Origin of the sequence: Candidatus Spongiihabitans sp. (assembly GCF_965237845.1) — a bacterium.
GTDB lineage: Bacteria > Pseudomonadota > Gammaproteobacteria > Arenicellales > Poriferihabitantaceae > Spongiihabitans.
This window is the reverse complement of sequence record NZ_OZ250154.1, coordinates 529,159-556,119: the sequence shown is the minus strand read 5'-3', so window position 1 is coordinate 556,119 and position 26,961 is coordinate 529,159. Positions and strand designations below refer to the sequence as shown.

Annotated in this window: 18 protein-coding genes and 4 pseudogenes; 14 read left to right on the top strand and 8 right to left on the bottom strand. The window is 49.3% G+C overall.

The annotated features are described in order from the left end of the window. The 5 genes and pseudogenes from ACPXXB_RS02690 (at window position 1) to ACPXXB_RS02670 (ending at window position 7,810) form a co-directional block, all read left to right on the top strand. Window positions 1-2,565: a glycogen/starch/alpha-glucan phosphorylase gene (locus ACPXXB_RS02690; RefSeq protein WP_423909006.1), complete on the top strand. Its 2,565-nt coding sequence runs from the start codon at window positions 1-3 to the stop codon at window positions 2,563-2,565. Between the two features lie 73 nt (window positions 2,566-2,638). Further along, on the top strand, window positions 2,639-3,352 hold the full coding sequence (locus ACPXXB_RS02685; protein ID WP_423909003.1) for a SprT-like domain-containing protein: 714 nt from the start codon (window positions 2,639-2,641) through the stop codon (window positions 3,350-3,352). Next, complete coding sequence (gene glgX, locus ACPXXB_RS02680) at window positions 3,349-5,502, top strand: glycogen debranching protein GlgX (protein ID WP_423909000.1); 2,154 nt, start codon at window positions 3,349-3,351, stop codon at window positions 5,500-5,502. Before ACPXXB_RS02685 ends, glgX begins: the two co-directional genes overlap by 4 nt. A gap of 536 nt (window positions 5,503-6,038) precedes the next feature. After that, window positions 6,039-6,712, top strand: a pseudogene (locus tag ACPXXB_RS02675) (IS1595 family transposase). A gap of 51 nt (window positions 6,713-6,763) precedes the next feature. Beyond that, complete coding sequence (locus ACPXXB_RS02670; RefSeq protein ID WP_423908997.1) at window positions 6,764-7,810, top strand: LbtU family siderophore porin; 1,047 nt, start codon at window positions 6,764-6,766, stop codon at window positions 7,808-7,810. A 472-nt stretch (window positions 7,811-8,282) separates the two neighbouring features. Here ACPXXB_RS02670 and ACPXXB_RS02665 read toward each other — a convergent pair whose 3' ends face one another. The 4 genes and pseudogenes from ACPXXB_RS02665 to ACPXXB_RS02650 all read right to left on the bottom strand — a co-directional run bounded on the left by ACPXXB_RS02665 (window position 8,283) and on the right by ACPXXB_RS02650 (window position 16,074). Continuing rightward, window positions 8,283-8,546 (bottom strand): hypothetical protein, encoded by a 264-nt coding sequence (locus ACPXXB_RS02665; protein WP_423908994.1) that lies wholly within the window; start codon window positions 8,544-8,546, stop codon window positions 8,283-8,285. 735 nt (window positions 8,547-9,281) lie between these two features. Further along, a complete protein-coding gene (locus ACPXXB_RS02660) occupies window positions 9,282-12,428 on the bottom strand; it encodes an efflux RND transporter permease subunit (RefSeq protein WP_423910898.1) in 3,147 nt (1,048 codons plus the stop codon). A gap of 25 nt (window positions 12,429-12,453) precedes the next feature. Then, a complete protein-coding gene (locus ACPXXB_RS02655; RefSeq protein WP_423908991.1) occupies window positions 12,454-12,888 on the bottom strand; it encodes a hypothetical protein in 435 nt (144 codons plus the stop codon). Between the two features lie 142 nt (window positions 12,889-13,030). Continuing rightward, a pseudogene (locus ACPXXB_RS02650) lies at window positions 13,031-16,074 on the bottom strand (efflux RND transporter permease subunit). Between the two features lie 267 nt (window positions 16,075-16,341). Here ACPXXB_RS02650 and ACPXXB_RS02645 point away from each other — a divergent pair. Both ACPXXB_RS02645 and ACPXXB_RS02640 read left to right on the top strand, forming a co-directional pair. Then, window positions 16,342-16,596: pseudogene (locus ACPXXB_RS02645) on the top strand (transposase); the annotation flags it as partial. Window positions 16,597-16,823: 227 nt separating this feature from the next. Next, window positions 16,824-17,109: pseudogene (locus ACPXXB_RS02640) on the top strand (chaperone NapD). Window positions 17,110-17,269: 160 nt separating this feature from the next. On the opposite strand, the gene ACPXXB_RS02635 reads toward ACPXXB_RS02640, so the two are convergent. The 4 genes from ACPXXB_RS02635 to ACPXXB_RS02620 form a co-directional block, all read right to left on the bottom strand. Further along, on the bottom strand, window positions 17,270-17,908 hold the full coding sequence (locus ACPXXB_RS02635; protein WP_423908989.1) for an IS30 family transposase: 639 nt from the start codon (window positions 17,906-17,908) through the stop codon (window positions 17,270-17,272). Between the two features lie 30 nt (window positions 17,909-17,938). Next, window positions 17,939-18,064, bottom strand: a complete 126-nt coding sequence (locus tag ACPXXB_RS02630; RefSeq protein ID WP_423908986.1) for a helix-turn-helix domain-containing protein — start codon at window positions 18,062-18,064, stop codon at window positions 17,939-17,941. A 171-nt stretch (window positions 18,065-18,235) separates the two neighbouring features. Further along, a complete protein-coding gene (locus tag ACPXXB_RS02625; protein WP_423908984.1) occupies window positions 18,236-18,730 on the bottom strand; it encodes a VOC family protein in 495 nt (164 codons plus the stop codon). A gap of 173 nt (window positions 18,731-18,903) precedes the next feature. After that, window positions 18,904-19,491 carry a TetR/AcrR family transcriptional regulator gene (locus ACPXXB_RS02620; RefSeq protein WP_423908981.1) on the bottom strand — a complete coding sequence of 196 codons (588 nt, stop codon included), beginning with the start codon at window positions 19,489-19,491 and terminating at the stop codon, window positions 18,904-18,906. Window positions 19,492-19,754: 263 nt separating this feature from the next. Here ACPXXB_RS02620 and ACPXXB_RS02615 point away from each other — a divergent pair, with 263 nt between their 5' ends. From ACPXXB_RS02615 to ACPXXB_RS02585, 7 genes are all read left to right on the top strand, one after another. Next, the gene (locus ACPXXB_RS02615; protein WP_423908978.1) at window positions 19,755-20,210 is read left to right on the top strand and encodes a thioesterase family protein; all 456 of its coding nucleotides are present in this window, start codon (window positions 19,755-19,757) and stop codon (window positions 20,208-20,210) included. A 255-nt stretch (window positions 20,211-20,465) separates the two neighbouring features. Further along, complete coding sequence (locus ACPXXB_RS02610; protein WP_423908975.1) at window positions 20,466-21,704, top strand: amino acid ABC transporter substrate-binding protein; 1,239 nt, start codon at window positions 20,466-20,468, stop codon at window positions 21,702-21,704. Between the two features lie 75 nt (window positions 21,705-21,779). Continuing rightward, window positions 21,780-22,691, top strand: coding sequence for a branched-chain amino acid ABC transporter permease (locus tag ACPXXB_RS02605; protein WP_423908972.1), 912 nt, complete (start codon window positions 21,780-21,782; stop codon window positions 22,689-22,691). Window positions 22,692-22,702: 11 nt separating this feature from the next. Beyond that, a complete protein-coding gene (locus ACPXXB_RS02600) occupies window positions 22,703-23,749 on the top strand; it encodes a branched-chain amino acid ABC transporter permease (RefSeq protein ID WP_423908970.1) in 1,047 nt (348 codons plus the stop codon). After that, entirely contained in the window at window positions 23,746-24,489 is a 744-nt protein-coding gene (locus tag ACPXXB_RS02595) for an ABC transporter ATP-binding protein (protein WP_423908967.1), read from the top strand. The genes ACPXXB_RS02600 and ACPXXB_RS02595 overlap by 4 nt, the downstream gene beginning before the upstream one ends. A 38-nt stretch (window positions 24,490-24,527) precedes the next feature. Beyond that, window positions 24,528-25,433 (top strand): ABC transporter ATP-binding protein, encoded by a 906-nt coding sequence (locus ACPXXB_RS02590; RefSeq protein WP_423908965.1) that lies wholly within the window; start codon window positions 24,528-24,530, stop codon window positions 25,431-25,433. A gap of 138 nt (window positions 25,434-25,571) precedes the next feature. After that, the gene (locus tag ACPXXB_RS02585; protein ID WP_423908962.1) at window positions 25,572-26,954 is read left to right on the top strand and encodes an AAA family ATPase; all 1,383 of its coding nucleotides are present in this window, start codon (window positions 25,572-25,574) and stop codon (window positions 26,952-26,954) included. The last annotated feature ends 7 nt before the right edge of the window (window positions 26,955-26,961 follow it).

Below are 26,961 nucleotides of genomic sequence, written 5' to 3'. Positions count from 1 at the left end.
ATGGCAACATCACTAAAGAACAATAATTTACCCAATAATTTAGATTGCCCTGCGGAAAATCACCAGCACCTCGACGATATCGAACTATTATCGGCGCCGGCGCTGAAAATGAATGCCGATGCGTTGCTGGAGGACTTTGCCCATTACTTTAGCAGGGTGCCAGGGGGCTGTCCTCCCCGGGTGCTTTCTCCCGGTCTATTCGAAGCGCTGGCATATGCAACCCGGGCGCGCCTGATGGAGCGCTGGAACCGAACCAATAAAGCGCTGCGAAGCAGACAAAACCGTCGGGCGCACTACATTTCGCTGGAATTTCTGATGGGACGCTTGTTGCGCAACGCGCTGTCGAGTCTCGGCATTCAAGACCAGGCCAGTGCCGCGCTAGAGCGGATTGGCGTCGAACTGGAGGATGTTTATGAGCATGAACATGATGCCGGACTCGGCAACGGCGGACTCGGACGGCTGGCCGCCTGTTTCCTTGACAGTTGCGCGACCTTGCGACTGCCGGTGATCGGTTATGGCATCCGCTATCACTACGGCATGTTCCGTCAGCATTTCGAAAATGGCCGCCAGATCGAAGAGCCTGATACCTGGCTGCGCGGCGGCTTCCCCTGGGAGATCAAGCGCATCGAATTAAGCCGCACGGTAAAGTTCGGTGGCAAGTGTTTAACCCAGGTCGATGAGGACCGGCGAACACGGCATCGCTGGGTCGATACCCACGATGTGCTGGCGGTGCCGTTCGACGTGCCCATCCCGGGATACCAGAACGATGTGGTCAACACCCTGCGGCTGTGGTCGGCCGCGGCCACGGATGAGTTTGACCTAGAAGAGTTTAATGCCGGCAGCTACGTCGATGCTGTGGCCGCCAAAAATGCGGCTGAAAATATCACCATGGTGCTGTATCCGAACAACGAATCCGAGAATGGCCAGGTGCTGCGACTGCGGCAACAGTATTTCCTGGTCTCGGCCAGTCTGCAGGACGTGTTGTCTGACTGGCAGACCGAGCATGGCGATGACAATGACTTTGCCGGCTTCGCCGCAAACAACTGTTTTCAACTGAACGACACCCATCCGGCCATCGCCGTGCCGGAGCTGATGCGCTTGTTGCTGGATGAACACGGCATGCACTGGGACATGGCCTGGGACCTCACCCGGCAGACCATGGCCTACACCAACCACACGTTGTTGCCCGAGGCCCTGGAGCTATGGCCGCAAGCGATGATCGGCGATTTGCTGCCACGAATTATGGAAATCATTAACGAAATCAACAACCGCTTCCTAGCCGAGGTCAGGGCGCGTTGGCCGAGCGACCGGCAACGCTTGGAACGCATGTCATTGATTCAGTCGGGGCGAACGCCGATGGTGCGCATGGCTTATCTGGCCATCGTTGGCAGCTATTCGGTCAACGGCGTGGCCGAGCTGCATTCCAGATTGCTGCGTCAGGGCATGTTCAAGGATTTCGCCGAGCATTGGCCGGAGAAATTCAATAATAAGACCAACGGCGTGACTCAGCGTCGCTGGCTGGCCAACTGCAATCCCGGATTGAGCGCACTGATTACCGGTAAAATCGGCGCCGACTGGATCACCGATCTCGAGCAACTGGCGCGACTGCGGAATTTTGCCGCCGAGCCGGCTTTCAATGCGCACTGGCGCGCGGTCAAGCGCACCAACAAAATTCGTCTGGCGCGGGTGCTCGAAGAACGCACCGGGATTGAAGTCGATCCGGGCATGATGTTCGACGTGCAGGTGAAGCGGATCCATGAATACAAGCGGCAACTGCTTAACCTGTTGCATGTGGTTCACCTGTACGACCGTATCCGCCGCGGTGATGGCAATGGGCTGACGCCTCGCTTGGTCATCATCGGTGGCAAGGCCGCGCCCGGCTACGTTGTGGCCAAGAACATCATCAAGTGCATCAATGATGTCGCGCGCGTGATTAACGCGGATGTAGCCATGAAAGGCCGGCTACAGCTGATTTTTTATCCCGACTACAACGTCTCCGCGATGGAATTGATTTGTCCGGCCACCGACCTGTCGGAGCAGATTTCAACCGCCGGCAAAGAGGCTTCCGGCACCGGCAATATGAAGTTCATGATGAACGGCGCGCTGACCATAGGCACGTTGGACGGCGCCAATGTCGAGATTCGCCAAGCGGTCGGCGAGCAGAACTTTTTCCTGTTCGGACTGACGGTGGATGAAATCGAGAAACGTCGTTCCGATGACGATGCGCATTACCATCCTCAGGCGATCATCGAGCGCGACCAGGATTTTTCGCGGGTCCTGCAATTACTGGAAAGCGGACACTTCAATCGGGCTCAGCCAGACGTGTTCGATGCGGTGACCCATGCGCTGAGAAATCCTGCCGATGCGTGGATGACGACGGCGGATTTCCGCAGTTTTGTCGATGCTCAGGGACTGGTTGGCGACGCCTTCAAGGATGTGCCGCGCTGGACGCGGATGAGCATCCTCAACACCGCTGCCTGCGGACGATTCTCAACCGACCGGACGATCCGCGACTATAACCGGGAGATTTGGCGTCTCAAACCCATTCAGCCCGCTCGGCTATGATGGCGGGTTGTGTTGTCGGGCAATGGGCGGATGAGATGCGGTCATTTTCAATTCGGGGCAATTCGGGGTAATTTTGGCAAAGCCTCGTATCCTTAGCCTGCGGCCGGGCAAACAACCGGTGCTTCATTCAATGCGCGATCTGGACAAGTTGAAAGCCCGGGTATCGCCAGGCGACTCGGTCCGGTTTGAGTTTCGCGGGCAACAACTGCATGGCGCTGTATCCACTCTCGGGCCTAAGTATGCCCGCATCGCTGTATCGGATGGAGATTGCTATCGTGTGCCTTATCAACTCATTCAGCCGCTGGGGGCAACCAAAGACTATTCAGGTCAAGAGCAGGGCGCGCTCGAAAACTGCCGCAGGCTCCTGTGCAAGCATGGCTTGAGCGACTGGTCTGCCTGCCTGGATGATGCCATGAGTCGAGCAGGAGTCTGCAAATACAGAAACAAGCAAATCTCGCTTTCCCGGCTTTTCCTTCGAGCCGCTTCCGAGCAGGAGATACTCGACACGATTCTGCATGAGATTGCCCATGCGCTGGCTGGCCTCGAGCACCATCATGATGCTGTCTGGCGCAAGATTGCCCGAGAGATTGGGGGCACCGGGGAACGCTGTCATGACATCGAGTTCAGCCGGCCGCGTTGGATCGTGCAATGCCCGAACGGCTGTTTTGCAAATACCAGAAAGCGGCGCGCCACAAGGATAGTTTGCAAAAAATGCAAGCAGCCCGTAAGGTTTGTGCCTTGGACAAAAGAACGGGCGTTGGCACTCAACGATGTTGTCGATAATTGAATAGCAAAAATAACAACACCCATAATAATTTTGCGCCGATAATGCAACGCGGCTGCCGCGACCCGCTGGGCGCGCACTGGGATGGCGATGGGGTAAATTTCGCCTTGTATTCATCGCGAGCAGAGGCCGTTGAACTGTGCCTGTTCGATGTGCAGGGCAACGCGACAGCGCGCTTGACATTGCCCGACCAGGATGATGATGTCTGGCATGGGTACTTGCCGGGCTGCAAACCGGGTCAGCGCTATGGCTATCGCGTCCACGGACGATATGAGCCGACACAAGGTCTTCGCTTCAATGCGAATAAGCTGCTGATCGATCCTTACGCACGCGCACTGGACGGCGGCTTTTCCTGGTCTCCAGCAGCGGCTTTGTTTGATTTTGACCCGAGTTTTGACCTGAGCGGCGCCACTGAAAAGATGCGAATCAGCGCTTTAGACAGCGCCTCTTGCATGCCTAAATGCGTGGTCACCGCCGCGCAAAATCTTCCGGCGGCTGCGCGGCCAAACATTGCCTGGTCAAAAACCATTATTTACGAAGCCAACGTGCGCGGTTTCACCATGCGCCACCCGGCCGTTGCAGAATCTGAGCGCGGAAAATTCCGCGCTATGCACAATGCGGCGATACTGGACTATCTAAAAGCGCTGGGCATCACTGCCATCGAACTGATGCCGGTGCATGCTTTCATTGATGAAGCCTTTCTGGTGAAACGCGGGCTGAGAAATTTCTGGGGTTACAACAGCATCAATTTTTTCGCTCCTGAAGTCCGCTATGCGAGTGATAATATCTCGGGTGATAGTGCTATAGGCGAGTTCCGCGAAATGGTCAATGCCATTCATGACGCTGGCATCGAAGTGATTCTCGACGTGGTGTACAACCACACCGGCGAAAGCGACCAGCGCGGCCCGACACTCAGTTTTCGCGGCATCGACAACCTGGCTTATTACCGAACGCCGCCGGATAATCCGGGGTGTTATGTGAATGACACCGGCTGCGGGAATACGCTGAATGTTGATCATCCTCGAGTGCATGAACTGGTACTCGCCAGTCTCCGGTACTGGCACCGGGAAATGGGGGTGGACGGCTTTCGTTTTGACCTGGCTGCGGGGCTGGGGAGAACCGCTGATGGTTTCGATTGCGACCATGCACTGCTCAAGCAAATTACAGGGCAAATTACCAGCGATGGCGCGCTCAAAGGGGTCAAGTTGATCGCCGAACCCTGGGATGCCGGCCCGGCCGGCTACCAACTGGGACAATTCCCGCGCGCCTGGTCGGAATGGAACGACCGCTATCGGGATAGCGCGCGCCGTTTCTGGCGTGGTGATCCGGGGCAGGCCGGGGAGTTTGCCCGACGTCTGCACGGCTCTGCGGATCTGTTTGAGGCTGGCGGACGCAAACCAAATGCCAGCATCAACCTGGTCACCAGCCACGATGGTTTCAGCCTGGCCGACCTGGTCAGTTACGAGTCCCAACACAACCTGGCCAACGGCGAAGACAACCGTGATGGTCATGCGCTTAACTTCAGCCGCAACTACGGCATTGAGGGACCGACCAGCAAACAGTCGATCAAAAGACTGCGCCGCCGACAACGCCTGAACCTGCTCGCCACCTTACTGCTATCACAGGGCACGCCGATGCTGCTGGCCGGGGATGAGTTCGGAAATTCACAGCAGGGCAATAACAACGCCTATGCACAGGATAACGAGACTGGCTGGCTGGACTGGAGCGGGCTGGCAACAGACCCGGCTTTCCTGGCACAGGTGCGTGAGCTGATTGGCCTGCGGCGCAACACCGCTTTACTGAGACAGGCGCAGTACCGGCATGGGCATTTGTTGGATGGGCAGGGGCGACCTGATATAGCCTGGCGCCATCCAGACGGCAGCGACATGACGGCTTTGGATTGGGAGCAGGCACAGACCCTGACGGTTGTCCTGGCGAACACGGGTAATCGGAAAAATTCGCCGCATCAAACCAATGCCCTTGCCATTATGCTGAACGCATCCGTATCTACGGTCAATTTCACACTAACGGAAGTATCGCCGTCCAACACCTGGCGACTGGCGTTTAGCAGTAGCGATAACCCCCCAAACCAGTTGGGTGAATACGTCTGGCAACTCCAGGATTTGTCTATCATATGTCTGCGCCAGAGCTGATTCGATCCAAACGGGCGGTCAGCTCGAAAAAGGCGTGTAATATATTTGTCTGCCGCCCACTCTTCGTCTCCCCGCTCTGAAAGCACTGGCTAACAACAGGCCAAGGTAAATTATAGTATGATTTATAGACGCATTCATTCAGGCAATAGGGTCATAGCGGACAGATTTATGCCACCCTTGGGAAACCATCATGGGAAATCATTATTGATGGTATCCCTCGATTCTGCGGAAAAAGGGGATGTTTATATCTTCTACACTTATAAATCGATCAATATTCGGATGTAATCTGTGATAATTTAGAGATCGTTAAAGTTGATTAAACAACATGAATTATAAAGAATTTGAAAACTTCGTAGGCTGCACTGGCGGGAAGCCCAGGCTAGCTAAGGAGCGTTGAGGATTGAGCAATGGAGCGGCAAGAAGTTCACATATCAAGCCTGGTTGTCCATGCCAGACCCGATCACCTGAAAACTGTAAAAAATAGGGTCATAGGAAGTTAAGCATCACCTGATGTGTGCCAAGCTTCTGAAAGGGCTATAAAAAACAGGTATTATCGCCGTTCCCGAATCGCAGGGAAGACTTTCCAGCGAATTATTCGCTATTTTGCGATGGATTTCTCGGCTTCGGATACCGCGCAACTGGTCCCTGTCAGCGTGCGCTTGATCAACTCGGTCCAGATAAAACTGCGCCAACGTTTGGCCCAAGAATGTGAGCGACATTCCTGCCCTGGCATGCCACATAGAAGTCGATGAGTCGTATTTTGGACCCAAGCGTATTCGTGGCAAACGCGGACGAGGCACCGGCGGCAAAACCATCGTATTCGGTTTTCTCAAACGCAATGGCTGGATATACACACAAATTGTGCCAAATGTGCGAAAGCCCACGCTCCAAGCGGTTATTCGCGGTAAAATTGATCTGGATAGCGTGATTCTTATCCGATGGTTGGCGAGGCTATCATGGCTTGGTTGAGGTCGGCTATGCGAAGCATTTCCGGGTTGAACATGGCCGCAATGAATTTGCCAATGCGCACTCTCATATTAACGGCATCGAGTCCTTTTGGGCTTACGCCAAATTGCGGTTGAGCAAGTCGAAGGGGATTCGCGAACATATGTTTTATCACCCTCTCAAAGAAACCGAATTTCGTTTTAATCATTGCTGTGATAATCTTTATCATGTCATACTCAAACTGCTTCGCAAGAAGCCAATTTAACGTCTTAATTTCCTATGACCCTTGTTTAATTTATCGGCGGTTCTCTAAAAAATGGAAAAAGTACAAATTATTTCGTTTATTGTGTGCATAAGCATACTCTGTATTTCAGTAAATATCCATGCCGAAGAGGATGAAAATACTGACCGTCATAAATTGAACAGCTGGTTATCGATAGCCGGTAAAGGAGAACTTGAGTTACTGCGTCAGCGGATTAAGCCTGTCAAAGATGATCCCACTATCAGGGATTATTCAACGCCATCAAGTACAAGTTTTCTACTCAGTATAGATTTTGAAGCTCAAGTATCAGAACGTATAAGCGGGGTAGTCGCTTTTGAGTTTGATGATGTGAAAAAACGGTTTCTGGTTGATGAGGCAATAGCAAAGATCGAATTGGAAAAAACCAAGATAAGGTTTGGCAGGGGCACCTTGCCATTTGGCGAATACCACTCACGCTTTATAACAGGGTCGCCGGTAGATTTCTTTGAAATAAACGAAAAAAACCTAACCATTTCTCGTTCGCTAACGGATGAAATTGATTTGTCCTTGTTTGCATACAATGGCAAAGCAAAGAAAGTAGGGGCTGACAGTCGATCTGTTGAGTGGGGAATTTCAACTGAAATTATGCCGACAAAACGATGGACAATTGGTTTGGGTTATGTTTCTGATTTGGCAGATGCAGATGAAATTTCCCTTGAGGATACTGGTAACCGCTATGAAAAACGAGTGAGTGGGCTGGCCATTCATTCCACGCTGGAAGTGGATAAATTTGGATTCACGACTGAATATATTGCAGCAATTGGAGAGTTTAAGGAGTTTGATACTGATAAAAACAAGCCTAGAGGATGGAATTTTGAGCTAACACATTTTCTCATCACAGAAAAACTGGAGTGGTCAGTACGTTTTGCTGGCGGTAATGAGATTGAAGACGAGCCGCATTGCCAAACAGGTGTTGTTGGAACATGGCATATTAATAACCAGGCAAATGTAACGCTGGAGTATTTACAGAACGATTATAAAATCGGGCTTGCAGAAGATGATCTGGAGCAAACGCTGGATAGATCTAATCAGATAGCGGGACGCTTGGAAATTTTATTTTAGTGTAACTCACCAGTATATTCTAATCCATTAAATGAGTCTGAACGAGGCAATCAACCTATTTCGATTCAGGCTTAGCCCACCGTGTCCATAAATAGTTTTAAAGCGTTGTTCACATGCTTTTTGTATTTGTTCAACCGATTCATTGTCGGTGAGTCGACCACTTGGTTGAGTATCGCAAAGCCCTGATTGGATTTCAAGCAGCCTGGGGGTGATTTGGGTTTTTCATAGTGTCATGATGTTTTCGTAAGGGCAGGTTTTACGGTGTTTACCTTGGGCAATGGTTTTGGGCAACGGTTTTGATTTGTGAATAAAAACAAGGCCGAAGGTAGTTTATATGAGATTCAAGTACGGCTGAAGTTGCTGACTTGTTTGGCATAGTGTTGCGGGCTATGTCCGTATCCAAACAGTTTACGTACCCTTTAGATTTGCTTCTAAGCAAGTCGGGTGATTTAATTGACAGAAATTCTGCCTGTCAAAAATACCACATTATCCCAATTTCAGGAGAAAAGTCCGCTGCTTTATTAGTCAATCCAACACCAGTATTTATTTTTACCACGGCGTTACCGCCAACCAGCCATTGCAATTCGCCAATCAAACCAATTTCGTCATCTTCACCTTCTATCGCTACAACATAGCGCCGATTTGAAGATATATCTTTATAATATTCAACCGCATATTCGGCTAATTCCAGATCGCTTTCTCCGAAATCATATGCAATCGAAAATCGACCCAGCAACAATCCCTGACTAAAACTCTTATATGCCCCAAACCCTTGGACAACCTTCCAATCCGAAGCCCCAATCCGTTTTTGTTTTTTTGGAACGGAAAAACGACTTCGATGTATCCGTAATATTGAGCTTGGTCTTTTGTTAGCACATTTAACAAATAACGTACTTGTGCTTCGACTTCACCCAAGCCAGATTCTTTTATTGTAGCTAGGCCGCCAGAATTGTCGGATGGATTTCTTATTATTTCTTCGCTCGACCATAAGGCAGCTTCTAGTTCTAAAGCAACTCGATCGGTTAGCCCATACCCTAAAAATAGTAATGCTTCGTGTTTAGTCGATTCACCGAAAAATTCTGTTGTGCAAGGTGCGCCAGTTGTGCCACAAACCCCCAGCTCCTTGGGGGTATATTCCTCCCCTTCATTGGTTTCATATTCGTAAAATAGATAAGTCGCCTTTTGCCCTTCTTTAATAAATGTCCCAAAAAGAGAAGCGGGAACACCTTCACCAAATTTCGGAATACTGCTGGGTTTCCGCTATAGCGTAGCCAGTGCAACAAAACAGCCCAACGAGAAGTGTCACTATGATATTTACGGATTTATTTTTCATACTCTTGTTCGCCTTCAGATTATAAAGCCTGACTAGGTCTTGGCAAGTTAACCATTTCCTGTTGGGCGTCGGGCTTGTAACAGTTAAACTCTTAAACGATGCCTTGTTTTTATTAAAACAAAACTAAGGCAACTACTATCAGATTGTACTACCCTCTGTTGCCGAAGGCGCATTATTTATATCTTCCTGTTCTTTTATACGCCCAAAGTATAAATAAAGAGGAGGAATAACAAACAGGTTGAGTAGCGTCGAGGTGATTAGGCCGCCAACAATGACCAGCACCATAGGATATTCAATTTCATGTCCTGCAATATTACCTGCAAAAATCAGTGGGGAAAGCGCCAGTCCGGTTGTCAAAGCGGTCATCAAAATAGGGAGCAAACGTTCTTTGGCACCCTGCACAATAAGGTCATTACCAAAATTTACCCCCTCATACCGTTGCAAGTGCTGAAAATGGCTAATCATCATAATGCCATTACGCGCTGAGATACCAAAGATGGTAAGGAAACCCACTAATGAACCTAATGAGATAATCCCTCCGCCCGTATAGGCGGCAATAGCGCCGCCAACCAATGCGATTGGGAAAACCAGGAAAGAAAGGATGGCAAGCTTCCAGCTTGTAAACGTGCTATACAATAACAACAGTATGATAAGCGCTGCCAATGCGCTGAAAGCAAGCAGCCGTGATTGCGATTTTTGCCGTTCCGTGTACTCACCCAGTAATTCAGGGTAATAGCCAGCAGGAAAATCTACCATCGCCAAACGCTTTTTCACCTCTTTGGCAACCGAGTCCAGGTTATGACCTTCCTCAATATTTCCACCCACATCAATTTTACGCTTCATGTTTTCGCGTTTGATAACATTAGGGGTCGGCTGAATACTAACATCGGCGATATCCGCTAGACGAACATGCCCACCATAGGGAGTATCCAGCAGCAGATTCTCAATATCCGACAGGCTATTGCGATTTTCTGGAATTGACCACACAGCCACATCGTATGCCTTGCCGCCACGGAAAATATCTCCCACTTCCAGACCTGCAACCAACACACCCGCGGCACGACGCACATCACCTGGCTTCAAACCGTATTTGTTCGCCTTGCCCAGGTCCACCTCAACATTTATCTGCGGGATCGGTGTTTGCAAGGACACATGTAGTTCCTTTAGTCCCGGCGTACCTTTTAAATTTGCTTCTACCGCTTCGGCCTGTATCCGTAAAACCCTCAAATCCTGTCCAAAGATACGCACGGTAATTGCCTCATGCCCTCCTGTCAGCACTTCACGAATACGCTCTTTTAAATAGGTAAGCACATCCCGATAAATTCCTGGATAACCATCCACCACTTCCTGAATTTTGTCCAGTGTCTCGTCATAGTTAACATCGGGGGCAACACTAATCCAGTTCTCACCGAAGTGTACGCCAACCACTTCATCCATAATCAAAGCCTGTCCAATATGGGCGCCAAAGTTTTGTACGCCCGGAATAGCCTGCAACTCTTTAGCTCCAGCGATGGTAATACGATCCATTTCCGGCAACGATGTTCCTGGTTTGGTCACCCAGTGCATCAGGAAATCACGTTCCTTAAATGCAGGCAACAGCGAATGACCAAGTTGTGGGACAATCCAAACGCCAGCCAAAACCACCGCTACTGAGAATGCGTAAGCAGCCGCAGGTATTTTTAGTGTTCCTCTTAACAGAGCATCGTAAATTTTCTGAAACCCAGCCGCCAACGGAGACACCTTGCGTGTCAACGGCGCTTTTCTTAATAGCAATAAAGCCAGGGCAGGAGTTATGGTTAGTGCAACTGCCATTGACGCCAGTATTGCCAACACATAGGCCCATGCCAGCGGTTTGAAAAAAGCGCCTGACAAGCCATCAAGGAAAAACACGGGTATCAATGCCGCCACTTCAATCAGGCTGGCGTAAATAATAACACTGCGCACTTCCAAAGACGCTTCCAGAATAATATGCGCAATGGATTTGTCCGACCCTTCCCGGCGGCGTTGCCGTAGCCTGCGGACGATATTCTCTATGCCGATAATGGCATCATCCACCACAGCGCCCAAGGCAATCACAAAGCCTGCCAGCACCATGGTATTGATCGTTGCTCCTTGCAGATAAAACACAATGCCTGCAGCCAATAAAGACAGCGGAATGGAAATGGTGCTAATCAGGGCAGCCCGCCAATCATATAAAAAGCCGATTAACACCAGTACGACAAACGCCGCACCTAGAAGAAGCGACTTAGTCAGGTTATTGATTGAGGTGTCAATAAAAGTTGCTGGACGGAAGATATGCGTGTCAATTTTCACATCTGGCAAACCAGGGCGAATAGCATCAATTGCCTTTTCTACGCTATTGGTCACATCCAGTGTGTTTGCCCAAGGGTATTTCTCAACAATCAGCATCAGGCCATCACCACCGTTGATAATAGCATTGCCGTTCATTGCCTGATGGCCCTCAACGACATTGGCGACATCACCAAGACGCAGTGGCTGACCATCGCGCTGTTCTATCACCAGCTCAGCCAGCGTTTCCGGGCTGACAATAGGCAGTACATGCCTGATATACAAACGACTGCCTTTTGTTTCAATAAATCCGCCAGTGCCAACAACCGCCCCATCAGAGTAAGGCAGAAGACCAGAATCGAGTGCATCTGCAGTGGTTTTCATTACTTGTTCAAGTGTTACCTCTTTGTCCCGCAGATGCTCTGAATCTACTTGCACTTGCAACATTCGTATCCGTTCGCCCCACATGGCTACATTAGCCACACCAGAAATTTCAAGCAGTGACTGACGAATTTTCCAGTAGGTTGTCATGGACAAGTCAATGACTGAATGCACCTCTGACGAAATACCAATTTTCATTGTGCGACTTGTTGAAGACAACGGCGGTAGCATCACAGGCGGAGAAGCCCAAGTTGGAATAAAAGGCGTTACCATGTCAATACGTTCTTGAACAACTTGTCGGGCACGCATGATGTCCGTGCCAGTCTTAAACACTAATTCCACCGCCGAAAGCTGCGGCACTGACTTGGAACGTATAACATCCAGTCCCTCTACGCCGACTAACGCATCCTCCAGAGGGATGGTTATTAATTCTTCGACCTCTTGCGGGGTTAACCCCAAACAAGGCGTTTGTATCTCCACCTTTGGCCTGGCAAACTCAGGAAAAACATCAATCGGCATTTGCCGCAAACGGTCCATGCCGAATATCACCATTGCCGCCGCAAGGACGATGATGATGAAACGAAAACGCAGACTGGTTCCGATTATAAACCGCATCATCTCTACCTGCCCCAGCCTTTAATTAACCGCCAACTCTATATTCAGCGCCAAACAACTCCGCAGCGCCCACAGTGACCACCTTGCTCCCCACGGACGGCCCCTCATCAAGATATGCTTTATCTCCCCTGATGCGGTCAACTTCAACGCTCGCGCGTCTAAATTCCAGGCCTTGCGGATTGATATAAACCCAAGTTCCCCCTGCGGAGTCATAAAGCAACGCACTATATGGCGCGACCCGCTTACCCGCCTCCTCCGTTATAGCGGCGGTTTCTATCCCAAGACGGTTTATCGCCTGCTGCGTGAAAATGAGGCGCGTCAAACCTGAATCATCATCAATGAGCTCCATCGTCACCGGAGGCTCCGCATGGGCCTTGAATTTCTGTGTTGACTCTCCGCAACCGGCGAGCAATAAAGTTGTTGTGGCAATGACGACGGCTGCAATGCAATAACGTAACATAGCCCTTAACTCCCGATTTTTCTTCCAGGGAGTTTTATTGAGTCCAATCCACTGGGCACCCCGACCCCTGTAAACGACATGGTCTGGCAATCACCGTTATAAAAAATTCGTTTATTGCTTGTCAACGACATCATCCAACAGATTATTCATACTCTTCAATATCCACCGCCCCTTCACCATACTTTATATACAATGCAGGCAAAACCACCAGCATGAACACAATGAGAGAGGGAAGACCTGCGAGAATTGCCCCAGCCATTGATCCTACTATCTCCAGACCATCTTCTGACCGCAACAGCCAGAAGGGGATAACGGCAAGGGCGATGACAAATATGGTTGCCAATATAGTCTCTGACTGTCTATGGGATCCCTTGACGATAAGGTCCGCACCAAAAGCCATGCCCTCTTGTCGCTCCAGGTTCTGATAACTCGAAATAAGCAAGACCGCCATACGAATTCCAATACCATAAACAGCAATCAATCCCAGCACAGCGCCCAAAGAGAAGTTCATAATACCTGGCACAATCAAGATAACACATCCCAACGGGGCGACAGGCAACGCCAAAAATGTCATTATTGCCAAACGCCAACTACGGAAGGCAGCCTGTAATAAGAAGAATATACCAATCAGTGCCGCTAGAACAGAATCCCAAAAATAACGATTAGCGAGATTATGTTTAAGGTAACCATCCAGTACTTCTGCATGGTATTCCAAAGGCATGGAATGGGTTTTAAGGAATTTAGATATTGCGTTCGCAACGACCTCCTGGTCACTGACGGCTATCTGAATATCGGCATACCCGGCAACACCTTCACGCTTGATTGTCCCGGGGCTAAAAACCACACGTACATCAGCAACTTCATTAAGACGAACATATCGACCATCAGGGGTTTCAAGCAAAAGATTACGAATATCTTCAACACTGGAACGAATCTTGGGTTTACCCCAGACCACCACATCAAATATTTTTTGTCCTCAAATAGATTGCCCACATGAAGCCCAGAGATCAAGGTTGCAGCAGCTCGCCGAATGTCGCCTGGCTTAATGCTATATTCCTTGGCACGCTCCAGATCGACTTGAACTTCAATGCCCGGCTCAATATCTGCTTTTAACGTCTCCATATTAACAATGCCGCTCATTCCCGATAGAGAATTCTTTAACTTCTCTGCTTCCTGCAACAAAATAACCATATCTTGTCCGTAAATTCGCACAGTCAAAGAATCATTTTGACTTTCCTTTTCAGCCAAAGCGCTGATACGTTCAGCAGAGTAACTTGCAATACTAAATTCAATCTCAGGGTTAGCAGAAACAAGCCGTTCAACCTCTTTCACGACCGCATCGCGATCTGCATCAGGATCAACAGTCAACCATATTTCCGTTGTGTTCATACCGACAACCCGATCGGATGTCACAGCCCGTCCAATTTGAGACCCTGCACCGATGACACCTGATGTAGCGCGAAGCCCTTCCGTCACCTTATTAATAATTTTGCTCATTTTCGGTTGTGAAATACCTGGCTTTGCCTTCAAGTTAACCAGCAAATCTGTTTCCTGAAATTCAGGAAATATTGCCTTAGATGGAGCAAAAATCAACGCTGCAAGTACCGCGAGCAACGCCACACCTGTAATAATATAGGCGACTAAAGAGAACTCAGAAAAACGCTGATACAGGCCCTGTGCGGCCCTTGAAAATAATTTACTAAGTGGTGATAAGGAAACCTTGCTCCCGCCTTTTGGCATAACCAACAAACTCAGTGCAGGCGTTAACGTCAGGGCAACAAGCGTGGATGCAATCACTACAAGCACATAACCTTTGCCAATGGCAGAGAAAAAAGCGTTTTGCACACCATCGAAAAAGAAAAATGGAACCACGGTCAGCAGCACAGCTAACGTAGCGAAACTTAGTGTGCCACGCATGCGTAACGTGAATCCTGATATGAGCTCCCACACGTCTTTTCTTCCAAGCGATTGATCAGCAAGAACTCGTTTCTGTCGATAATCTTGTGTATCCGCTATGACATCATGGACAATAACGCCAAACGCCATAATGAATCCGGAAATAATCAGGCCATTAATAATCACCCCTTGCAGAAATAGTACAAGCCATGCAACAAGCACAGTAGTCACTACAAATACTGTGGCAACCAGAGAAGGGCGCCAGTCTATAAAACACAGCAACAAACCAACAGCAATCAGCACGCCGCTGATGAGCAGCGTCGTAGAGAAATTTCTGACAACGCGTTCAATGAAACTTGCAGGACGATAAATCTGAGTATCAATATTGATGTCCTTAAGACCGGGGCGTAAATCATCAAGCGCTTTTTCAACACCTTTTGTAACATCCAATGTATTGGCCCACGAAAACTTTTCAACAACCAGCATGACACCACTATCCTTGCCAACAATTGCATCACCAATTAACGGTTGATGATCTTCAACCACCTCGGCAATATCACCCAGACGCTTGTCAGACCCATCGACAATAATCCTTGACAACCCTTCGTTCGATACGATGGGTAAAACATGGCGTATACCCAAACGCTGATTCGGGGTATCGATAAAGCCCCCGGTTCCTGGCGAGGATGCAGTCAAAAAACTCAAGGGTGAATACCATAGCGCATTACCCGTAGTAGAAACCACGTCATGCAAGGAAATATCCGCATGTCTTAACTGCTCTGGGTCAACAAGTACTTGTAATTGCCTTTTGCGTTGACCCCAAATAGAAACATGAGCGACCCCTTCTACAGCCATCAGATGTGGTCGAATATTCCAGCGAGCCAAGACTGATATATCGATCAACGAAATTTTTTCTGAATGCAAACCAATCATATAGACCCGACTGATGGATGACACTGGCTGCAACATAATCGGCGCCTTAGAGACATTTGGTAAACCTGCCGCTTGTGTCAGTTTTTCCTGAACCATCTGGCGCGCAGCCATTTCATCGGTCCCAGATTCGAATATCATCCTGATTGAAGACACCGATGGAAGAGATTCTGACTGAATTGAATCAACCCATGCCACCCCATTGAGCAAGTCGGCTTCCAATGGCACCGTAATCAGTTGTTCAACCTCTGCCGCAGACAAACCCAGCGCCTCGGTCTGAACTTCCACCACCACAACGGGAGAAAATTCTGGAAGCAAATCAACCGGAGTGTCGACCATTCTCATAAAACCTGCAACCATTAGCACCAGTACAGCCGCCACAACCACAAAACGAAATTTGAGACTTGCCTGGACGAAAAAATTAATCATAAGGTTACTGATTTATTCCTAATTAATTGATTCAATATAGCATACTTGAATTTAATCGGCAAAATCAAGTGTTTGTGCATCTATTTTAGTAGGGTCATAGGAAGTTAAGCATCACCGAATGTGTGCTAAGCTTCTAAAATGGCTATAAAAAACAGGTATTATCGCCGTTCCCGAATCGCAGAGAAGACTTTCCGGTGAATTATTCGCTATTTTGCGATGGATTTCTCGGCTTCGGATACCGCGCAGCTGGTCCCTAGTCAGTGTCCGCTCGATCAACTCAATCTAGATAAAATTGTGCCAAATGTACGACAGTCCACGCTTCAAGCGGTTATTCGCGGTAAAATTGATCTGGATAGCGTGATTCATTCCGATGGTTGGCGTGGCTATTATGGTCTGGTTGATGTTGGCTATGCGAAGCATTTTCGGGTTGAACATGGCCGCAATGAATTTGCCAATGAGAAATCATTATTGATGGTATCCCTAGATTCTGCGGAAAAAGGGGATGTTTATATATCCTACACTTAAAATCGATCAATATTCGGATGCAATCCGTGGTAATTTAGAGATCGTTAAAATTTGATTAAACATGATTGAACAACTGAATTATAAAGAATTTGAAAACTTCGTAGGCGACACCGGAGGGATACCCAGATTAGCTAAGAAGCGTTGAGGATCAAGTAATGGAACGGCAAGAAGTTCACATATCAAGTCTGGTTGTACATGCCAGACCAGATCACCTGAAAACCGTAAAAAATAATATTGATCACCTCTCCAGCGCAGAAGTTTTATGGCGAATCCGATAACGGTAAGCTCGTAGTGGTGCTAGAGACACAAAACCAGGGTTATATCACCGACATCATAGAAAAAATAAGAAATTTCGAGTACGTGCTGAGTACCGCTCTCGTTTATCACCAAATTGAGTATTTAGATTGGCGGTCTCTAGTTTCTATTGCAACAATTCATTAAAAGCCCCAAAAGGCGTTTTCCAGTTTAACACGTTACGCGGTCGTCCATTTAATCGGTCTTGAGCCTTGCGCGCTTCATAAGCGCTGACTTGATTAAAGTCAGCGCCTTTCGGAAAGCGCTACCTGATCAAGCCATTGGCATTCTCATTGGGGCCTCGTTCTCATGAACTGCGCGGATGGGCAAAACAGACCTGCATGCGGGTCTCTTTCGTGAACAATCGATGCGCCGCCATCTCTTTGCCCTGATTATATGCCAGGGTTGGTTTTATCTGTTTCGGCATCGTTCGCAATTTGCGCGCAAACGCCTTGCGCACCGTTTCGGCGTCCTGTCTCTTCAAGCGAACCAGCAACACCGTCCGGGTGGTGCGCTCAACCAGCGTGCCAAGAGCGGATTGATGGCGCGCGCCCTGGATCAAGTCGCCTTCCCAATGACCGGGCACAGCGCGATCAGCCACTTGCGCAGGCAGATCTTCAATACTGAACATCTCCGGGATACCACCCCGATGGTCAATGCCCCGGCTTCGTGGCCGCCGCGCCTTGCGATGCCACCGCAAACAACGCAACAGGGATTGACGCAGCCCCCCGGGCAATGCATACAAATACGTATAGATGGTTTCGGCGCACGCTCGCATCCGTTCATCCCCAGGATAATCTAGCTTGTGCTTGGCCCTGATTTGCGCCGGCGACCACTGCTTGCGGAGTCCGTGGATGACGATCCAACGCAAACCCTTGTCTTCAACCAACTTGCCCGAACGACGATAACACCACCGCCGCGCTTTGTTGTCAGCGGCGACCGCCAAGCACTGAATCCGCTCTTGTCACGGTTGATTTCACAGACTGATGGCTGATGGGCTTCGATAGAGTTGACCGGCGATTGCGCGGATGCCCGCGCCACAATGATACAATACGCCGATAGCCTCTCGCTCCACCAGGCATAGACGACGATAAGCCTTCATTCTTCAACGCCTCGCTTGATATTGTTGTACTCATACTATAGGTGTTGCGTTAGAATTTAGAGACTATCCTTCTTTAATACCTTAATACCTTCTTTCACAAATTTTTCGCTTCCACTTTTACCGTAGTTCAGTTTGCCCTGTTTATCAAGGACTGAGAAAACCCTGAATTAATCAGGATTTCCGGCGTTTAACTTTTTCTTTTTGCCATTCATCCAAAGCTTGGCGCGCTGTCGCTGCTGCTGCAGCGACTTGTTCATCATAATCCGGGCGTTTGGCGGTCAGTTCGATCACATAACCGTTGGGACCGCGAAAATAAACGGAATCGAGGAAACCGTGACCCGAAATGCCGCGGGTTTCGATGCCGTGCGATTTGCCTTTTTCGAACATTTTGTGCACCTCCTCCGGTTCCACTTCCAGCGCGATGTGTAAGTCAAAATCGTGTTGCTTTTTAAATTCAAACGGGTGACCAGGTGCCTCGAAAAAAGCCAAAAACGAGCCGTCATCCATCTCGAAAAAGGCGTGTAATATATTTGTCTGCCGCCCGCTCTTCGTCTCCTTGATCTGAAAAGCGCTGGCCAACGGCAGACCAAGGAAATCTTCATAGAATTGTCGCGTTTGTTCAGCGTCTCGACAGCGATAGGCGTTGTGGTGTAACCCTTTGAGCATATTTTGTCTCCTGAATAGTGTTTCGGCTTAGACCATAGAACACCTGTTTAGTTCTGGTCAAGCAAGGCCTTTAATACTTCGTTCCACGCCAGCACAAGGTTGTTGTGGTTATATCCGCCACCCCCCATGGCAATAATACGGCCCTGGCAATACTCATCTGCGATACGAAGTCGTCATTCATGCTGATGAATCTTTGACATGATATTTTCGGCTAACTGCAATCGTTTCTTGAGATAATCGCCGGTGCGCTGGGAATTTTCGCTGGAATCGTTAAGCCACACCAGCGCCGTGCCGGCAAACAATATTGTCAAACCAATCTCCTCGGCGGTTTTTGTCAGCCCGGTTGTTCGCAAACGCACGGCCTCCCGCAACATCTGAATCCGTTGGGAGGTGGCGACCACAAACTGTGCCTGTAAATGAAAATGAGGCGGTTTGAGTTTATAAAACAGAATATCACCCATGATGCAACGCCGTCCTTGCAGCGCGTCAAGCCAGCACATGATGGCGGCATGCAGTCGATCATCCATCGGCAACTCATCCTCTGCGGCTTTCGATGCGCTTTTCACCATCAAAGTATCGGCCCGCCTTAGCCAGGCATTGGCAACATCGTCCAAATCCGGGTAACACGCATAAATATCCGTAAGCGGCACTTCAATTTGCTCGGCAATTTCTCCAAGAGTCAGCGCCGACCAGGATTTGCGGTCGGCGATCTCCAAGGCGGCATCAATAATCAGCTCGGCCAGCCTGGCATGTCTTGTCATAAATAAACCCAATTTTTTGAGGATAATGCCGATTTTAACTGATCAGCAATTTTCGGGCAGCGATACAAATTATGAATTAGAATTAGAATTATATTGCAGTCAGATACAGCGATATCAATTTGTGGGTCTCGAAAGTTTTTCAATCCCATTTTGAAATCAAGCGGGCGCGCACTCGTTGATTAAGTGACAGCGCAGGCCAGAATGAGATAATAAGAGTGAGATAACATAGAGGATAGAATTGACAATGCGTATTTGAGATAACCATGACCATACTAAAACTCCACTCCGAACCGCTGCAAGACGCATGGCTTGATGCCTACGGGCATCTAAACGAAGCCTATTATCTGGTTCCGTTCAGCAATACGACCTGGCGGCTACAAGATCACTTCGGGCTTGGCGTTGACTATTTTGGTAATACCGGCTGCGCGATTTACACCGTGGAAACCCACCTGCGTTATTTGCGCGAGGTTCGAAAACCAGCGATGATGAATATCGAAAGCATCATTCTTGGGTCGGAGACCAAAAAGATCTGGTTTGCCCACTTGATGTTGGTTGATGAAACGCAGTGCGCCACCGCGGAGTTCATGGCTTTGCATTATGACACGAAGCGAGGTCGCACTGCACCGATGCCGGATGATGTGCAGGCGATGCTGAAAGATTTCGAAGTCAAGCAAAAACCTGATTGGGCCGGGCGACGAATTAGCCTGAAGAAGCCCTGAATAAGCGTGAAAACAACGACTAACGCAACGGTTATGAACGGCTTGTTGGCATAAAATTCAGCTCCGAAATGTTTAGCCTGTTGCCATCATTTCTTGCCATAATCCTTTGTCACAGGAAGTATAATGACCGCACATTGAATAGTCAGTTATACTGGTATACTGGGAATAGTCAGTTATACTGGCGGCTATCAATAAATTGTTCAAAACAAGACACACACAAAATATTTCAAAACTAAAATTAGAGGAGAACACCATATGAAAAAACTGACTTATACTGACCTGCTTGCAGGACTAATAGCGGGCGCAAGCATGCTATTCGCGCACAGCAGCATGGCGCAGGAATGTGAAGATCTGGTATTGGGCTCGGCTATTTCACTGACCGGAAAATATGCCACCAACGGCGTTCATGCCCAAAATGGCTATGAATTTGCGATCAAGAAAATCGACCAGGCCGGCGGCGTTAAAATTGGTGATAAATGCTACAACTTCAAAGTCATTTATTATGATGATGAGTCCAAAGGCGACCGGGCGGCAACCCTGACTGAGCGGCTCATCAGTCAGGACAAGGTTCAGTACATGCTTGGTCCCTATTCGTCAGGCATGACCAAAGCCATTGCGCCGGTCACGGAAAAATACCAGATTCCCATGGTCGAGGCGGAAGGGGCATCCCGTTCGCTGTTTAATCAAGGTTACAAGTACCTGTTTGCAGTTCTGTCCACTTCGGAACAATATCTTGCTTCCGCTATTGCGTTGGCGGCAGAAAAGGCTCAGGCATCCGGAAGCCAATCGTCTTCGGTAAAAGTTGCCGTTGCGGTTGAGAACGATCCCTTCTCGCTTGATATTCGGGCCGGGGTGCTGGAGGATGCCGAAAAATTTGGGATGCAAATTGTCATCGACGAACAGTTGCCAAGGGATTTGTCTGACATGAGCGCGATTCTGACCAAAGTCAAATTGCTCAAACCCGATGTGTTGATTGTTAGCGGCCATTCCAAGGGCGCGGCAACTGCAGTTCGACAAATTGGCGAGCAGAACATCAATGTGCCTATGATTGCCATCACGCATTGTGAAGCGGCTGACGTAGTCGGCAACTTCGGCGCTGCGGCTAACGATTTTCTCTGTTCAACCCAATGGGCCGAGACGCTTACCTATCAGGACCCGCTTTTTGGCAGCGCCTCCGATTATGAAAAAGAGTTCAAGTCCGCTTACCCTGAGTACGCACAGAAAAAGGTGCCTTACCAGGTCGCTCAGGCCTCGGCTGCGGTCTATGTGTTTAAGGATTCATTCGAGCGCGCCGGCACGCTGGATAAACAGGCGGTCAGAGATGCAATTTCTAAAACTGATTTGGCGACTTTTTATGGTCAAATCAAGTTCTCTGATGCGGGTAACAACATAGCCAAGCCAATGGTGCTGCGTCAAATTCAGGACGGCGCTTATAATGTTGTGGCACCATCAAACTTCGCTTCCCATGCGCTGAACTGGCCTCGCAAGCAGTAATATAAGCAAAACCTGCGGGGCGTCTTGATCAGGCTGCCCTGCTTTTGCACACATTCGTTAACCGGCGAGCATGGCATGGATCAAATCCTCGGTAATTTATCGCTATTGTTCGAGTTTCCAGTGGTCAATGTCAAGATCATTCTGGATGGGGTGATGATTGGTGCGCTGTTTGCACTGGCCGCCTATGGTCTGGCGCTGGTGTGGGGGGTGATGAATGTCAAAAACCTGGCGCAGGGCGATTTTGTGATCACCGGGGGTTATGTCGCCTGGTGGCTCAGCGGCAAAGGGCTGCCGCCGCTACTGGGCGTGCCCATTGCCTTTGTGGTGCTGTGGGGCATCGGCTGGGTAATATACAAGCTGGTTATATCCCGCGTTATTGAACGGGATTTATTCACTTCCTTGTTGGCGACATTTGGGCTGGCGATCATGATTGCCCAACTGCTCAACCTGATGTTTGGCTCCGACACGCAGAGCGTTCAACTGCAATACGACACCCTGTATTTCTTCAATGGATTCGTCGATGTGCCGATCGCCAAACTAATCGGCGTATTGATGGCCATATCCCTGGCCGCCGTGATCATCATTTTTATGAAGACAAGCCGCATGGGGCAGGCAATACGCGCCACCGCTCAGGATGCCCGCGCCGCCCGTGTGCTTGGCATCGACACCGAGAAAGTATATGCGTTCACCTTCTCCCTGAATTCCGCTATCTGTGGCGCCGCCGGCGCGATCATCGTCATGGTATGGGTGATTCAGCCATTTTATGGCATCTCGTATTCAATCCGCGCCTTCGTCATCGTGACCGCCGCCGGACTCGGCAATTTGCCTGGGGTGATCGCGGCCGGTCTCGGCATCGGTGCGGCCGAACAATACGGCGCGCATATTTTCGGCATTGGCTACCAGCAAGCGGTTGCCGTATTGCTGTTGTTGCTGGTGCTCATGGTGCGCATGCTCCAACAACGACGAATGCGGCAGAGTCTGAAGTAAGCGCATTGGCAATGAACACAAAAAACATTATTTTCTATGTTGCCATTCTGGTGCTCACGGCCGCGGCACCCTTCCTGTTCCCGGATTTTCGCACCCAACTGGCGACGCTGTGGTTGATGATCGTGGTGGCCATGACCTGGGATATGACCGGCGGTCAAATGGGCTATAACTCGCTCGGCAATATTTTTTTCTACGGCACCGGCATGTACGTCGCTGCGGTGATTTCCATTGGCATGGTACACGACGTTGGCGCCTATACCGATGCCGGGCGACTCGAACTGATGACATTTACCGAGCGTCAGTATTTTGTTGGCGCGTTGGTCGGAATTATCGGCGCCGGGCTGTTCTGCTCTGTCACGGCGGTCGTTATCGGCTATGTCACCTTCGGGCTACGCGGCCCATATTTTGCCATCGGCACTTTGGGTGTGGCCATCGCAACTGGCGAACTGGTGTCGAACTGGACCTGGGTTGGCGGTGGGCAGGGCATCTCTCTGCCGGTCTATCCCGGTAATTTTGATGTCGGCAAATTGTTTTTCTACTACCTGTTTGCCGGCACCGGCGTTGTTCTTTTTATGTTCTTGAAATGGCTGTATTCAACCCGCTTTGGCGCCGCCATTAATGCCATAAGGGATGATGAGGAAAAAGCCGAGGCCATGGGCATCCATACTCTGAGGTACAAGTTAACAACCTGGGCGATGGCCGCTTTCTTTGTCGGCGTGGTCGGTGGAATCTCTGGTTTTCAGTTGATCCATTTCGAGCCGCTGGAAACCGCTTATCAAACCATTAACCTGGGTATTTTTATGGTGGTATGCGTGTTGCTGGGCGGCAAGGGAACCCTGTGGGGACCGATAATTGGCGCCGTATTATTCCACATCGTTAAGGAAGTGACCTGGAACTATTTCCTCGGCTGGCAGTGGGTTGCGTTGGGCGCCTTGATCGTAATCACGGTGGTTTATTTTCAGGATGGGGTGATGGGTTGGTTGACGCATCGCAAGCCGGAACGGTTCGGGATTCGAGCGGATGACAAAAAAGCGGCAGAGACAGGTGCGGCGCAGTGAACGCCATCATTGAAGTTCAGGATGTTTCAAAATCCTACGGCGGCGTGGTCGCCAATAAACGGGTTTCCATGACCGTGCAAGCGGGCGGTATTACCGGACTCATCGGCCCCAACGGCTCAGGCAAAACCACACTGTTCAATTCGATTGTCGGCTATCATCCCATCGATTCGGGTTCAATAAAATTTGAGGGTCGGGAAATTTCAAAAATGCCGGTGCAAAGTATCGCGCGTCTGGGTTTGATACGAACATTCCAGCAAACCCGAATCTATGGTGCGATGGACTGCACCAAAAATATGCTGATCTCATTGCCGCATCGGAAAATGAAATTCCTTGACGCATTCAGCAAACCTGGAGAGTCTGATCATGCGAAAGCGGATCGTCTGCTGGAATTCGTCGGCTTGTACGAGAAGCGGTTTCTAAGTGCCGGTTCTTTGTCGTTCGGGCAGCAAAAGTTATTGGAGTTTGCGATGGCGTTAATGAATGAACCCACCGGGCTGCTGCTTGATGAGCCGACTGCCGGGATCAACCCAACATTAATCAATGGATTGATTGATAGATTGAAACGAGCCAATAGCGAGTTTGGCATAACGCTGTTTATTATTGAGCATAATATGCGCGTGATCATGAACATGGCCGACAAGATTTACTGTCTGGCGCATGGAGAAATGCTGGCGCAGGGCACCCCGCAAGAGATTCAAAACGATCAGCGTGTGGTTGATGCCTACCTTGGGACACACTGATGAGCCGCGCTGATGGGATTAGCCGATGAGCCGCGCTGATGAATAATCAAAAAGGGGTTCGCGGTTACGGTTGCGGCGGTGTGGACGCGGTTATCTCTGTTGAGGAAGTCGAGCGCCGGGCGGCCGCCATTGCCGAAACGATTACCGTTGAGCAGCTTGATCAGTTGGCAAATGGGTCGGCTTTTATTGCCATCGACAACCTGCGCGCCGGTTACGGAAAAATGGAAATTCTGCATGATATAAATCTACGCGTGGCGCGCAAACAATCGCTGTGCTTAATCGGGCCAAACGGCGCCGGAAAATCCACCATACTGCATTCAATATTCGGGTTTACTGATATTTTTTCCGGCCGCATTACGATTGGGGGCGGGGCGATTGGCGATGAGCGCGACAACTCAGACAACAACCCGGGCAATAACCTGGATGTGACCTCGCTTAGCCCCAACGAAAAACTCTCTAAAGCCGGCATCGCCTATATTCTTCAGGATAAGTCTATTTTCCCCGGTATGACGGTAGAGGAAAATCTTTGGATGGGTGGTTTCCTGAAAGACCAACCGGCGCAAGCGAAGCAAGCAACAGAAATGGTTTTCGACAAATACCCGAGATTGGCCGCAAGACGAAAGCACCAAGCAAAAGTCCTGTCCGGAGGTGAACGCCGACTACTTGAAATCTCCCGGGCCCTGGTTATGAATCCCGAGGTGTTGCTGGTTGACGAACCGTCCATCGGACTCGAACCGCGGTTCATCGACATGGTGTTTGAAATTTTGTATGACCTGCAACACAATGAAGGCAAAACCATCATTATGGTGGAACAAAATGCTAAAAAGGGCCTTGAGTTTGCCGATATTGGCTACGTTTTGGTGTCCGGCAACATTGCTATCGCAGGAAAAGGCGACGATTTATTGGCTAATCCGAAAGTGGGTGAACTGTTTTTAGGCGGTTAGAAATACGCGGGTCTCATATTGCATACATGCCGGAGAGTGCCGGGGCGGCATGGGGGCGCCGCCGGTATGGCCGCGGAAGCTGAAATAGAGGTAAAATTATTGCTATAATTAGTTAACACTCCCTCAAACCATGGAAAAATGATTAACGAGTTCATTATTAAAGATGTTCGCTGCTTTGCCGGTGAACAACGCATCCGTATTCGCCCGCTGACTTTTTTGGTGGGCGAAAACAGCACTGGAAAAAGCACCGTTCTGGGTTGCTTCCAATGTGTGGCGGGTTTGCTATCGCATTACCTTCACCCCTTAAAACCGAGAGACTTTAATGCAGCCCCCTATCAAATGGGATCATTTTCGGATATTGCCCGAAAAGTCGGCGGCGGCGCAAACAAAAACAGCGAAAATTTCTCGCTTGGATTGCAAATGAATGGAGAAATCATGCGGCCCTTTGAGATTATTCTTGAATTTGAAGAAAAGGGTTCGGAGCCGTCCATTTCCACAGTAACCATTATGGTTCCCGAGGCGGAAGGCGGCAAAATTATTCTCACAAAAACTCGCGAACAAAAGGGGGATCCCGCGGATTTTCCCGACCCCCCTATAAAAATAAAAAAACAAGACAAAAATGTTTTTGTTTTGTCCACCAACGACAGTGATTTTTTTTTGTTTATGTTGAACCACGTAATATTCGATGCTATCGGCCGCACTCGTATTGCGCACTTCTTTATAAAAAACGGCAACAGGCAGAGCAAGGAACTTAAGGAACTGCAGAAATTTTTAAAAACATATTTCCCTGATGAAACGGAGAATGGGATTTCCGCTGGCGACTCCATGCACGAGAACATGTCCGATGTCGTTAGTATGTCCCCCATTCGCTCCAAGCCCCGCCGCACCTACGACCCTCTCAGCGAAACGCAAACGCCAGAGGGGGGCGATGTTCCGATGTACTTAATGCGCTTGAAACGCACCAACCAGGCAGAGGGAAAGCGAATATTGAAAGAACTTTCCGAATTCGGAAAAGCTTCCGGCTTGTTTGACGGCGTAGATGTGCATGCTTATGGAAAGGCTATGAACGAACCCTTTCAGTTGCAGGTAAAAATCCGTGGCACCAAAGCCAACAATATTTTGGATGTCGGCTATGGCGTTAGTCAATTGTTGCCTATTTTAGTCCGCATGTTTTCTGGTAGGTCACGGCAAACATTGCTAATCCAGCAACCCGAAGTGCACTTGCACCCGCGTGGACAAGCGGAATTGGCATCGTTGTTCGTCTCTGCCATCGCCCATCGCAAGCAAAAATTTATCGTGGAAACGCACAGCGACTACATAATAGACCGCATACGCATTGAAATTCGCAAAGGCAACATTGCACCAGAAGATGTGGCATTAAATTATATGTCGCCTGGCAAAAACAACAGCGTTAATGTCCACAACATCGACTTCGATAAAGCAGGAAATCTGCTGGATCCACCGCCTGGCTACCGCGATTTTTTCTTGGACGAATCTGATGCATTTCTCGGTTTCAAATAAGGCAACG